The organism is Plantactinospora alkalitolerans, assembly GCF_015690345.1.
Classification (GTDB): domain Bacteria; phylum Actinomycetota; class Actinomycetes; order Mycobacteriales; family Micromonosporaceae; genus Plantactinospora; species Plantactinospora alkalitolerans.
The window spans coordinates 1-12,851 of record NZ_JADPUN010000290.1; the positions used below are offsets into that span (position 1 = coordinate 1).

General features: G+C 69.1%; 8 protein-coding genes. 2 read left to right on the plus strand and 6 right to left on the minus strand.

All coding sequences use genetic code 11. From position 1 onward, the window contains the following. Positions 1-1,232, plus strand: a 1,232-nt coding sequence (locus tag I0C86_RS33195; RefSeq protein WP_230395199.1) for a glycoside hydrolase, incomplete at its 5' end; no start/stop codon positions are given. Positions 1,233-1,392: 160 nt separating this feature from the next. Continuing rightward, positions 1,393-2,433, plus strand: a complete 1,041-nt coding sequence (locus I0C86_RS33200) for a LacI family DNA-binding transcriptional regulator (protein WP_196205257.1) — start codon at positions 1,393-1,395, stop codon at positions 2,431-2,433. Between the two features lie 88 nt (positions 2,434-2,521). Here I0C86_RS33200 and I0C86_RS45230 read toward each other — a convergent pair whose 3' ends face one another. The 6 genes from I0C86_RS45230 to I0C86_RS33230 form a co-directional block, all read right to left on the minus strand. After that, positions 2,522-4,093, minus strand: a complete 1,572-nt coding sequence (locus tag I0C86_RS45230) for a glycoside hydrolase family 43 protein (RefSeq protein WP_196205258.1) — start codon at positions 4,091-4,093, stop codon at positions 2,522-2,524. A gap of 56 nt (positions 4,094-4,149) precedes the next feature. Beyond that, entirely contained in the window at positions 4,150-5,136 is a 987-nt protein-coding gene (locus I0C86_RS33210; RefSeq protein WP_196205259.1) for a LacI family DNA-binding transcriptional regulator, read from the minus strand. A gap of 543 nt (positions 5,137-5,679) precedes the next feature. Beyond that, positions 5,680-6,735, minus strand: coding sequence for a COG1470 family protein (locus tag I0C86_RS33215; protein ID WP_196205260.1), 1,056 nt, complete (start codon positions 6,733-6,735; stop codon positions 5,680-5,682). A 55-nt stretch (positions 6,736-6,790) separates the two neighbouring features. Beyond that, a complete protein-coding gene (locus tag I0C86_RS33220; RefSeq protein WP_196205261.1) occupies positions 6,791-7,423 on the minus strand; it encodes a twin-arginine translocation signal domain-containing protein in 633 nt (210 codons plus the stop codon). A 35-nt stretch (positions 7,424-7,458) separates the two neighbouring features. After that, complete coding sequence (locus I0C86_RS33225) at positions 7,459-9,885, minus strand: family 43 glycosylhydrolase (protein WP_196205262.1); 2,427 nt, start codon at positions 9,883-9,885, stop codon at positions 7,459-7,461. Between the two features lie 113 nt (positions 9,886-9,998). After that, positions 9,999-12,830 (minus strand): family 43 glycosylhydrolase, encoded by a 2,832-nt coding sequence (locus I0C86_RS33230; protein ID WP_196205263.1) that lies wholly within the window; start codon positions 12,828-12,830, stop codon positions 9,999-10,001. Between the last annotated feature and the right edge of the window lie 21 nt (positions 12,831-12,851).

Genomic DNA, 12,851 nt, shown 5'->3' on the forward strand with positions numbered 1-12,851 from the left:
CCGCGACGCCGGACATCACGGTGAACGGTGCCACCAGATACCAGACGATCGACGGATTCGGGGCCGCGGTGTCCATCTGGGGCAGCGCCTGGTCGACGGCCGAGACGCAGACGCTGGTGGGGCTGGGCACGAACCAGTTGGGTCTGTCGATCGTGCGTACCGGCATCTCGCCGGTCTCCAGCGAGTGGTCGACTCAGGTGAACGCCCTGAAGACGGCGAAGTCCGCCGGGCCGGGAGTGAAGATCATCGCGTCGCCGTGGACGGCGCCGGCGGCGTGGAAGACGAACAACAGCCGGGTCAACGGCGGCAAGCTGAAGACCGACTACTACGACGACTACGCGAACCATTTGAACAGCTACGTCCAGTACATGCGTGGCCAGGGCGTGACGATCGACGTCACCTCGGTACAGAACGAGCCGGACTGGCACCCGGACTACGACTCGATGGACTGGAGCGGCACCGAGCTGCGGAACTTCGTCCGTGACCACGGTGCGAAGGTGCAGAACACCAAGCTGATGGTCGCCGAGGCGGTGAACCTGAACTACGGCTACACCGATCCGACCCTCAACGACGCGAGCGCCCGGAACAATATCGGCTACATCGGCGGCCACCTGTACGGCACCGAGGACTCGGGCCGGCTGCGGCCGTACTCCCTGGCCGAGCAGTACAACAAGCCGGTGTGGATGACCGAGTGGAACCTCCACGAGGCCGACGGCAGCGGTTCCAACATCTGGGGGAACCCCGGTAACCAGACGGTCTGGAACGAGACGCTCGACGACATCATGCGTACGGTGCACAAGTCGATGGAGTCCAACTGGAACGCCTACATCTGGTGGTACGGCAAGCGCTACTACTCCTTCATCGGCGACGGTGAGTCGGCCTACGGCACCACCGCCGGAGCTCCACTCAAGCGCGGGTACGCCTTCTCGCAGTACGCCAAGTACGTCCGTCCCGGCTACCAGCGGGTCGCCCTGGCGAAGAGCTCCAAGGCCTCGCCGCTGGAGGTGACCGCCTACCAGGGCGACGGGAAGATCACGCTGGTGATCCTGAACCGGTCGAACAGCGCGGTCAACAATGCCGTGATCCAGGCTCCCCAGAACGTCACCAGGGCGGAGCACTACCTCACCTCGCAGAACGCCAACGCGGCCAGCCAGCCGACCGGCGTGAACGGCGGACAGGTCACCGTCAACGTCGGCGCGCGCAGCATCTCCACGGTCGTGCTCACCCCCTGAGGGTCCTTCCCGGGCTCGTCAGCTCCTGGTCGGGCGGGTGGGTGTGGACAGGTCGTCCACGCCCACCCGCCCGACCGGCTCAGGCACCGACCGAGCCGATCCAGGGGCGATCCGCCACCAACAGCAGCCCCGGTGTTCGCGGTCGCCGTAGACTCCGTGGGTGATCGAGGATGGCCGGACACAACGCCGTCGCACCCGCCGCCGTGGAGATCTGCCGATTGCGACGATCGCCGAACTCGCCGGCGTATCGCCCCCGACCGTGTCCAAGGTGCTCAACGGCCGGGGCGGCGTGGGAGAGCAGACCCGCCAACGCGTGGAGGCGCTGCTGCGCGACCACGGCTACCGCCGGCCACTTCCGACCAGAACGTCCCAGGGTCTGGAGGTGGTGTTCCATCAGATGCTGGGATCCATCGCGATCGAGATCATGCGCGGCGTCGAGGCGGTCGCGGGTACCCGCGACTGCACCGTCGGCTTCACCGACGTGCACCGGCAGGTCTCGGCGGGACTGCCCTGGGTGGAACCGCTGCTGCTGCGGCAGCCCAGAGGCGTCATCGCCGCCCTGTCCGGGCTCACCGCCCAACACTGCGAACTGCTCGCGGCCAGTGGCGTCCCGCTGGTGGCCATCGATCCGGTCGGTGACCTGTTTCCGACGGCCGCCGTCGGAACGAACAACTGGAGCGGTGCGGTAGCGGCGGCCCGGTATCTGCTCGACCTCGGACACCGACGGATCGGCGTACTCACCGGACCCGCCAAGGATCTGAGCTCACGGGCCCGGTTGGACGGTTTTCGGGCCGCCCTGGACCACGCCGGCATCCCGTTCGACGAGAGCCTCCTCCGCCGTGGGGTGTTCACGTTCGAGGACGGCCGGGACCTCGGTCGGGAACTGCTGACTCTTCCGGAGCCTCCCACGGCCCTCGTCTGCGGCGACGATCTACAGGCCATCGGCGTCTACGAGGCGGCGAGGCAGACCGGCCTGCGCATTCCCGACGACCTCAGCGTGGTCGGCTTCGACGACATCGACCAGGCTGCATGGCTCGCGCCGGCCCTGACCACGGTGCGTCAACCGTTCGCGGAGATGGGCGCCACCGCCGCCCGGCTCGTGCTGGCGCTCGCCGACGGGAAGTCCCTGACGCAGCACAGGTACGAGATGGACACGGTGCTCGTGGTTCGCGGCAGTGCCGCACCGCCCCGAGCCCGCTGACGCCGCGGGAGGCACCACACGCGGCGAGGGCCCACCACAGGTCGCCGCCGCGAATGGTGCGCCCCGCCGGCGCTCCACGGTGTCGAGGTCAGTCCTCCGGGACAGCGGCGGGTCGGTAGTCGAACCAGTCGAAGGCGGCGCTGCCCTCGGTGACGTACATGCCGATCACCCGACCGGTGAATCCGGCGGCGACCTCGGTGGACAGGTACCGTCCGTCGAGTTCGGCGAGGACGACCGGACCGTCGTCGGTCTCGACTTCGAAGACGACGGTGTCGGAGCCGGCGGGACGTACCCCGAGGGGAGCCCCGGGCGTCGACACCTGGCCGCTGGAGGTCACGGTCGGTGGGAGCACATCGTGGGTTCTGGTCGCGACCGTCAGGGTGACCGCGCCGGCGGCCACCCGATGTTCGCCGAACACCTGGCGGAACGGCCCGACCCGGCCCACGACGCGCGTCGTGCCGCCGGATACCTCGAGGTCGTAGTGGTGTGCCTCGTCGACGCGGAGGGTCAGGCCGGCGCGCCCGGTACCGGGGTCGACGCGGACGCTGGCCCGGCAGTCGTGGTGCTGCTGGCGCCGCCCGAGGACCGTGGCGCCGGCCCGGTCGAGGGTCGCTCCGCTCGCGCGCAGGGTGAGCCAACCGGATCGCTCGGTCAGCGACCAGCTGTTCTCCGGTCGGCTGCGCGGCGAGATCCAGTACGGCGCCAGCCGGACGCCGTCGAAGTCGTCGCGTCGAGCACCCGAACCGGGTGCTGCCGCCATCGCCGGCGCACTACCGGCGGGGGCGACGGTGACCTCCTCGACCGGGTCGACGACCGGCCACCCGTCCACCCACCGCACCGGCACCACGAACGTCTCGCGGCCGAGCACGTGGTACGGCGGCCACTGGCCCCGGGCCCGGATTCCGAGCAGGATCATCCACCAGCTGCCGTCCACGGCCTGGACCAGGTCGGCATGGCCGGCGGCCTGAATCGGCCGATTGGTTCCTCGGTGGGTGAGGAACGGATTGGCCGGGCCGGGTTCGAACGGGCCACGCGGGGTGCGGGCCCGGGCGATGGAGACCGCGTGCCCGGTGTGCGTGCCGCCCTCGGAGACCAGCAGGTACCACCATTCGCCGATCCGGTAGAGGTGCGGCGCTTCGGGGTACTGCCCGCCGGTGCCGGACCACATCGGCACCGGACCCTCGAGGACGGTGCCGGTCTCCGGATCGATCCGATAGGACTCCACCCCCGAGACGGTCATCCAGCAGTCCCCGTTGTCGTCCCAGGCCAGCGAGGGGTCGACGTGGGGTAGGTCGAGGTACACCGGCTCCGACCAGGGCCCGGCCGGATCGGTGGCGGTGACGATCAGGTGCCGTCCGAGGCTGACGTTGGTGGTGACCATCCAGAACCGGCCGTCGTGGTGGCGGATGGTCGGTGCGTAGATGCCACGGGAGGCGTCGGTGTCCGCGGGGAGATCCAGTTGGCCGGGACGGTCGAGCACGTTGCCGATCTGCCGCCAGTTCACCAGGTCACGGCTGTGGAAGATGGGTACGCCCGGGAAGTACTCGAAGCTCGAACAGACCAGGTAGTAGTCCTCGCCGACCCGGCAGACGCTGGGATCGGGGTGGAAGCCGGGCAGCACGGGATTCCGGTAGGCGTGGGCGGGTTGGGTGGAGGACACCACTACGAGTCACCCTTCGGCGCGGAGTCGGCCGCCACCAGCGGCGACGAATCGGATCAGCCAGGTGGTGCGGCAACGCTGTCCCGGACGACCAGAGTCGGCGCTATGGTGCGCCGCAGCGCCCGCCCGCTCCCCGACTCGATCTGGGTCAGCAGCAGTTCGAGACTTGCCGTGGCCACCGCGTCGAAGTCCGGCCGGACCGTGGTCAGCGGTGGAATGAAGTACGCGGCCTCCGGCACGTCGTCAAAGCCGACCACGCTGATCTCGTGGGGCACCCGGCGGCCGTACTCGTGCAGGGCGCGCAGCACCCCGAGCGCGAGATGGTCGTTGGCTGTGAAGATCGCGGTGACCTCGGGCATCCGAGCCAACATCTGGCCGCACCGGTATCCGGACGCCGCGGACCAGTCCGCCGGCAACAACGGTGGAATCTCCGCGCCCGCCGTCCGCAGCGCCTCCCGCCAGCCATCGATCCGGCCGGCGCTGTCGAACCAGTCCGAGGGTCCCGACACATGCCAGACCGTACGGTGTCCCGCGTCGAGCAGGTACCGGGTGGCCTCCCGGGCGCCGGCTGTCTGGTCGACGGTCACCAGCGACACCGGCCGGCGCGGGTCGCCATCGACGGTGACCAGCGGAACTTCCTTGGGGAGGTGTTCAAGGGCCTCGCCGGCCGACTCGACCGGTGCGATCACGACGATGCCGGCGACCCGGTGCGCCAGGTGCCGCTCGACCGCTGCCGAAATGGACTGCCGGTCGAGGTCACGAACGCTGCCCACGCTGACGGCGAAGCCCGCCTCGGCCGCTGTCTGCTCCAGTGCCGCGAGCAACGAGGCGGGACCGTAGAGGGTGGTGTTCTGCGCGACCACGCCGATCACCTGCGACCGACCGGTGACCAGTGCCCGAGCGGCTCCGTTGGGGTGGTAGCCGAGTTGGGCAATTGCCGCCTGCACCCGCAGACGGGTCTGGGCGCGGACGTTCGGATGTTCGTTGAGCACCCGGGAGACCGTCATCTGGGACACTCCGGCCAGCCGGGCCACGTCTTTCATCCCAGCAGCCCGCAAGACCATCCCGCTCCCCCGCCTCCACTCCCCGCCTGCCGCCATTGCCGCAGCCGTCAACGACGACGGGAGCGGCCCGAGTACTTCGATCCTCTCGCGCAACGTCGACGCTGGCCGTCGTTGCCCGGGCAGAAAGCGCCAGATCTGCAACAGTGTACGACAGCCCTCGAACTGGCCGTAACCAGGTCAAGGTGCATCGAAGACCACCTCCACCCGATTCATGAATTGACTGCGGAACTTCATTCGGACCCGGGCCGACACGACGAACGCTGAGGTCAGGCGTCACCCGGTGGCCGGTCGGGCACGTTCGGAGACGCTGACCGTGCGTCATTCTGCCGATGCGGCAAGCGCGTGCCGGCGATTGACTATTTGCGATCGCCCGACTGTTCGTCGTGGCGAGTGCGGGAGGTTGACCAACCTGATCAGCGGACCGGGTCGGTGACACCCGGAGATTACGTAGCGAGGTCAGGAATGGCGACTGGACGCCTTATCAAGAACCGTGGGATTCCCTCCAGAACACTCTGTACCAGGTCAACGGGAAGCGGATGGACCGCCGCTCGCCGGTACGGATCCCCGACCCTCCGCACGGCCCTCCTCGCGGACCTGCGCCAACAGCCGTGCCAGGCGCCGTCGGCGTCGCCGGACGACCGTCCGGAGCCCGAGGACGAGTACGCCGAGAAGGACCAGCAGCGCAAGCTGTGCCCAGGGCAACGCCCAGGTCGTCACGGTGCCCCGGGTCGGCCGGATCTGGGCGCCGGCCTGGTTCCCGCCCAGGGGTGTCGGGGTCAGGGCGACGGTCGTCCGCAGCCGCCCCAGCGCCCAGACACCGCCGACGCGGGACTCGAACGTCCGGCTACCCCCCGGAAGCAGTTCCTCGACCTGTACGGTGGCGTCGTTGCCGGCCAGGCCGAACAGTTCGGAGACCGCCAGCCGGCCCGTGCCGGTCGCCCGGACGTTGCCGCCGTTCACCACGGTGTACCGGACCCGGATCGTTCCACCGGAGAACGGATTCCACGACGGTGCGTACTCGACGGCGAGGTCGTCGACGGCCAGGCTCGACCGGACCGTGCCGCTGGCCCGCATCAGAACGCGGAACCCGACCCGGCTCTCGACGTTGACCGTGCCTCCGGTGCTGATGATCGTCGCCGCTATGCCGGCCGGATGGTCCCCCGGCGTGGCGCCGGCCGGCACGGTGATCGTGAACGGCACCACCTTCGTCTCGTTGGGCCCGACGGTCACCTTCTCCTGCACGACGATCCAGGTGCCACCGTCCACCGACGCCTGGCCGGAGGGGAGCATGTTGAACCGGCCCTTGTCGGTGAGATAACCGTCGGCCGCCTTCAGTGCGAAGACCACGCCCGAGTTGCCGAGGTTGCGTACGGCCAGGTGCTCGGTCACGACCTGACCCGGTTCGAGGGTGAGTTCCATCCACCGGCGGCCGTCCGGTCCGCTCGGGTTGGCCGGCTGGACCGTCCAGGTGACGGTCGGGGCCTCCGGTTCCGCCGCGGCCATGACCGGCGCGACCGGCACGGCCAGGACCACGGTGGCGAACACGGTGAGCGTCCGACGCAGCGGGGTGACGGTCATGACGGGGCCCTTCAGACGGGGCTGGCGGGGCCCCCGGCGGGGCCCCGCCGAGCCGCTACTCGAACAGAGAGAGGGTAAGCGTCGACTCGTACTCGCCGGCGGCGACGTCCGCCGGGGTACGCAGGTTCAGGTCGGCGTTGACGGAGTAGGAGTCGCCCGCGACGGCCTCGGAGTCGAACGTCGAGACCAGCAACTCCTGGTCGACCAGACCGACGTTGTTGCCGGGCTGGGTCTCCTCGTCGAGTACGGTCACGACCTCTTCACCCTCGGTCACCAGGCCGGTTTCGCCGCCGTCGAGGAGGCGCGGCTTCCAACCGAGGTGGTCGGCCGTGATCGGTGCCTGGCCGGCGTTGCCGACGAAGTCGGTCGCGCTGCCCAGCACGGCCCAGGCCGCGCCGTCCGGCACCTCCTGCGCGGTCCGGGTGTCGGTGACCGTCACGGTCGGCAGGGTGCCGACGAACTGGCGGACCAGCAGGGTCGATCCGTTCTCGGACAGCGCGACGGCGTCGCCCGCGATCGACAGCGCGAGCACACCCGGTTCCGTGATCTCGTCGATGTCGACAGTCACCTGGACGTCGGCGTCGTCACCGGGCTCGGCGACGGCGGGCGACGGCAGTACGGTCGTGCCGACCAGGGCGGCAGTCGCCGCACAGGCGGCGAGCAACTGTCGGCGTCTACGTATGTTCATGTGATGCTCCGTTGTTCTCCGTGGTTGGGTCGGGGTCATCCGGCGCAGTTGGCGCCGGAGTACTGCACCGTGCGGACGGTGGTCACCTCGGTGCCGTCGACACGTCCGGTCACCCGGACCGTCGCCGATCCGGCCTCGACCGACGCCACCCGGGTGCCGAACGACTGGTAGGCACTCGCCCTCGGCGCGACGGCCGCGACCGACCGCTCGCCGTACGGGGACTGCAGGGTGATGTCCACCGCCGCGTCGTGATCGTTGCGCGCCTGCACCGCGACGTACGCCTTTCCGGCCAGGCACCGCGCCTGCGCGGTCACCGTGACCGGCAACTCGGGCTGGACGCCTGCCGCCGCGAAGGCCCAGGAGTCGAGCTCGAAGAGGTCGACTCCGGCCGGGCCGTCGTAGGTGAAGTAGACGTCGTGTACGCCGCTGACGCCCTCGAGTTCGGCGGTCACCTCGGCCCATTCGCCGGTCGGCGTGCCGACCGGGATCGTGCCGACCACCGGACCCGCGAGGTCGTCCAGCCGCACCTCGATCTGCGCGCCCGCCGCCAGCGCACGCACCTTCGTCGTCACGCTCTGGGCACCGTCGGCGCCGAAGTCCACCGCCGACAGCGCCGTCCAGTCGCCGTCGTCGATGTCGCGTACCACGAGGTTCGGAGCCGCGGTGCCGAACTGGGCGGACCCGCCGTCGACCTTCGTGGTCGCGATGCCCTTGCTCCAACCGAACGTCTCCGCCTCGAACACCCGGAACGGGTCGAAGTCCCGGACCTGGTTGACGCCCGCGTAGGTGCCGACGACCTGCTGGATCGTGCCGTCGGGGTTGAACGCCAGCTCCTGGATGTGCGGGCTGCGGTACCCCTGGGTGGTGTTCCCGTTGATGCGCTTGTTCAGCGTCGGGCCGTGGTAGGTGAAGTAGTACTTGCCCCCGAACTCGAACACCGACTGGTGGTTGTTGCCCCCGGTGCCGGCGCCGAAGAACTGCGACTGGTTCGGGAACAGCACGCCCGCGTAGGCCTCCTTAGGCCACGACATCGGGTCGTCGGAGATCATGTAGCCGATCTGGCCACCGCCGGGGTAGCCGGGCAGCGGGGTCTGGTTGCCGCCGAAGTCGTTGCCGCCGAAGTGTGAGGAGTACGAGAGGTAGTACCTGCCCTCGCGCTTGAACACCTGGGCCGCCTCGAACGCGACCGGAGCGTCGACCACCGCGGCCGTGCCCTCGGTCGAGACCATGTCGTCGCCGAGCTCGATCACCCGGATGTTCTTCGGGTTGTTGAAGCGCTCGGCCGCCGGCATGCTCGTCGACGCGGGACCGCCGCCGAAGTAGAGGTACGACTCGCCGTCCTCATCCACCAGCGGAGCCGGGTCGAACTTCCACGCGACGGCCTCGGCACCGGGGGTGCTTCCGTTGATCAGGGTGCTCGTGCGCTCGCTGGCCCACGGACCGAGCGGCGACTGACCCGTCACCACGTTGCTCGAGCCACCACCGTTGGCGTAGTAGAGGAAGAACTTCTCCTGTCCGTTCACCACCTTCTTGGTCATGCCGGGCGCCCACGAGTTGCTGGTGAACGGCGCGATGCCGTTCGGGCCCGCGACCTGGATCTCGCCGTGGTCCGTCCAGTTCACCAGGTCCTCGGAGGAGATCACCGTGATCTGGTTGATGTTGCCGTAGTTGATTCCCGGCGAGATCCCGGTGACCGGGTCGGGCGCGTAGCCCTGGGTGTCGTTGGTCATGTACATGTACACCCGGCCGTCGTGCACGAAGCCGAACCCGTCGGCGCCGAACTTGTGCCCGATCAGCGGGTTGTGCTCCCCGGGCAGCTTGCCGACGACCTCGACGGTCTTCGACGGCGTCGGAGGCGGTGCGGCGCCGACGACCGACACGTCGTCGAGCTTGAAGTCCATCAGGTGAAGATTCGGGTCCGACCCCGGCGTGCTCGTCCACGGCGTCTCGAAGAACAGCCGCGCCGTCGACACGCTCTGCCCCGCCGGGATCGTGAACGTGCCGTTGAACTGCGCCCACTGGCCCCTCGTCGCCACCGCGCTGACGAGGTTGGTGTAGGTGCCCCCGCCGTAGTGCATCGTGGCGAAGAACTCCTTCGTGGCCGGCGAGTTCGGGTTCTCGTACTTGAGGCGGGCGGTGAGGGCATAGGTCTGCCCGGCCTGCACCTTGCCGGAGAGGTCCTGCATCGGACCGGATCCGGTCGTCGCCCGGTTGGTGACGAGGACGGCGTTCGAGCCGGAGTACGCGTCCGCCGTGAGCGACAGCGTCACGTTGTCGGTCGCGTTTCCGTTGTTGCCGAACCAGTTGGTGACGCCCTCCTCGAAGCCACCGTTCAGGATGAGGTTCTGGTCGGCGGCCTGGGCGGGGCCCACCGGGGCGAGCGTGCCCGTGACCAACAGGGCACCGACCGCCGCGATCGCGGTGACCCGTCGCCGGGTCACCCTTCGCCAGCGCTGTTCCACTAGATGTCCTCCTTGATTCCGACTTGAACCGGGGGTCGATGGACGTCCCGGAGCCGGTTGCGGTACCGGCTCTGCGAACGCGTCGGGCTACTCGAACGGAAACGGGGAAGGGGTCATCCGGCGCAGTTGGCGCCGGAGTACTGCACCGTGCGGACGGTGGTCACCTCGGTGCCGTCGACACGTCCGGTCACCCGGACCGTCGCCGATCCGGCCTCGATCGACGCCACCCGGGTGCCGAACGACTGGTAGGCACTCGCCCCCGGCGCGACGGCCGCGACCGACCGCTCGCCGTACGGGGACTGCAGGATGATGTCCACCGCCGCGTCGTGATCGTTGCGCGCCTGCACCGCGACGTACGCCTTTCCGGCCAGGCACCGCGCCTGCGCGGTCACCGTGACCGGCAACTCGGGTCGGTCGATCCTGACCACACCGAGCCGGGCCAGTTGGTAGCTCAGGGCCCGCTCCGGCGCGTCGATCTGGTTCTGGGTGCCGAACTCACCCGCCCGGGCGGCCCGCGCGGCGGCGAGCGTGTCCTGCATCGTCGCCCAGGCGTCGCTCGGGTAGTCGGACGCGTCGAGCGTGGCCGCGTACCCGATGGCCGCGTCGAGGTGGCCCGGGTCGAGCGGCCGGCCCTGCGCGGTCAGGGTGTCGCTGAGCAGGAAGTGGTCGAAGTCGACCCGACCACCGGTCTCCTGCGTCGCGTAGTTGAACAGCCCGACCCGGTGTCCCATGAAGTGGGCGAGGCTGCCGTCCAGGGTCTGCGGACCGACCCGGCTGCCGAGCTGGGTCCAGGTCAGCCCGTTCAGGCTGTAGTGGAACGTCGTCCAGAGCTGTCCGGTCGGCGAGGCGAAGTCCAGGTCCGCCTTCACGTGCACCTCGGTCGCGCCGCCCAGCGACACGGTGGAACCCGGCACGAAGTTCTCGAGCGTCGCCTGGTCGAGATCGACCGCGAACGGCTGGCCACGGTTGACCACGCCGAGCGTGTTCACGCCGCCGGCGCGCTTGACCGCCACGTACGAGAATCCGCGGTTGTAGGCGGCGAGTCCGGCGACGTCGCCGTTCTTCATGGCGGAGATGTCCATCCTGGTCTCCACCGACTGCCGCGGCCCGAACGTGCGTTGCGAGAGCGTGTTCCGGGCTTCTTCGAACCAGGCCAGCTCGGCCCGGTTGGAGAGCTTCGTGTAGACGTAGTTTCCGGTGACCACCTTGCCGGTCGTCAGGCGCAGCCAGCCGTCCCGGTCGGTGAGCGACCAGTACCGGTTGTCCGGGGCGTGGTTCCATTCCCACGCCAGGTCCAGCCGCGAACCGTTGGGGGCGATCTCCGCCTCGCTCGGCTGCTCGGTCGTGACCGGCTGCCCGACGATGGAGACGTCGTCGATCAGGTACTCCACCGTGGACGACGGCGGCTGCGGGTTGGCCCACGGCGTCTCCACCGCGAACTTGAAGTTGCTCAGGTTGGCTGTCGCCGGAACGGTGTACTGGCCCGTCACCGTCGTCCACTGCCCGGCCGGTACGGTCCCGAACGTCATCACCTGGACGCCGGAGCCCCAGTCCGCGGTGAGGTTGAACCGCACGGTGGCCGGACCCGAGGTGTACCTGACCTTCGCCGAAACGGTGTAGGTCACGCCGTGCTGTACCTTGCCGTCGAGGAGTTGGTTCGGGCCGGAGCCGTTGAGCGTACGGTTGCTCACCTTGAGCGCCGCCGAGCCGGTGGCCGGATCGGTCGGGTCCGTGCCGAGCGTGGCGCCGTACTGCGCCGCCCACGGCGTGACCGCCCCCGACTCGAATCCGGGGTTCTCCAGCAGCTCCACGCCGAGCAGCGACTCGTCGATGTCGGGCGGCTGTGGGACCGTCCACTGCTCGTCCTGGTACGCCTTGTGTGGTGCGTCGTTGGCGAAGTCGTCCGAGGCGACGATGCCCTTCTGGCGCTCGAACACCTCCTCCTCGGGGCTGAGCGTGATCGGCTTGTCGAACACGCCCTCCACCGGGACGACTCCGTTGTTGCCGAAGGTCGGCCAGCCGTCCTGCCAGGTGGCGGGGATCAGCGCCGGGATGCGCCCGATCGGGAAGGTGTCGCGGAAGAACATGCCGTGCCAGGCGGTTCCGCCGTTCCCGGTCGAGATCGGCACGAGGCTGCCCTGTGCGAAGCCGTTGGAGTTGAGCACCCCGCGGGCCTCGTAGGTGTTCACACCGCCCGCCGAGGTGTACCGGCCGAGCAGTTCCCGGGAACGGAACATGACGACCTGGCGGCCCTGTCCGGACGGCCAGGTGATGATGACGGCGTAGTAGTAGCCGTCGATGTGGTAGAACTGGGCGCCCTCGAACAGTCCGCCGATGAACGGCTGGCCGGCGTAGTTGCTCGCCGTGAAGATGTTCGGGTAGTCCTGCTCGATGGCCGTCAGTCCGGCGTTGAGTCGCACAGCGCTCGTTCCGCCGGAGCCGTAGAAGATGTACGGCGTACCGTCGGTGTCGAAGAAGAGCGACGGGTCGTGCAGGCCGCGACCGAGGGCGGTGCGCTGCCAGGATCCGTTGTCGATGTCGTCGGTCCGGTAGATGTACGCACCGTTCAGGTTGTTCGTGTTGAAGGCGACGTAGAACATGCCGTCGTGGTAGCGCAGCGACGACGCCCACTGGCCCTGCCCGTACGAGTTCTGGCCGTTCCGCAGCGAGAAGGAGTCGCCGATGCTCGCCCGGTCGAACACGTAGTTGACGATCTCCCAGTTGACGAGGTCGTAGGACTTCATGATCGGCGCACCCGGACTCAGGTGCATCGTCGTGCTGATCATGTAGTAGATGTCCCGGCCCTCGTCGTTCTTGGCGGCCGGGACGCGCTCCACGCTGATGTCCGGCACGTCGGCGCGAAGGATCGGCACCGAGTAGGTGCCATTACCACTGTCGGTGGAGGTGTACGCCGATCGAGGCGACCAACCTTCGGCGGCGTGCACCGCGCCTCCCGGGAGGACGAG

Excerpts from the sequence above, each read along its gene's own strand:
- I0C86_RS33215 (WP_196205260.1), bottom strand. The coding sequence starts at position 6,735 with ATGACCGTCACCCCGCTGCGTCGGACGCTCACCGTGTTCGCCACCGTG.
- I0C86_RS33220 (WP_196205261.1), bottom strand. The coding sequence starts at position 7,423 with ATGAACATACGTAGACGCCGACAGTTGCTCGCCGCCTGTGCGGCGACT.
- I0C86_RS33210 (WP_196205259.1), bottom strand. The coding sequence starts at position 5,136 with ATGAAAGACGTGGCCCGGCTGGCCGGAGTGTCCCAGATGACGGTCTCC.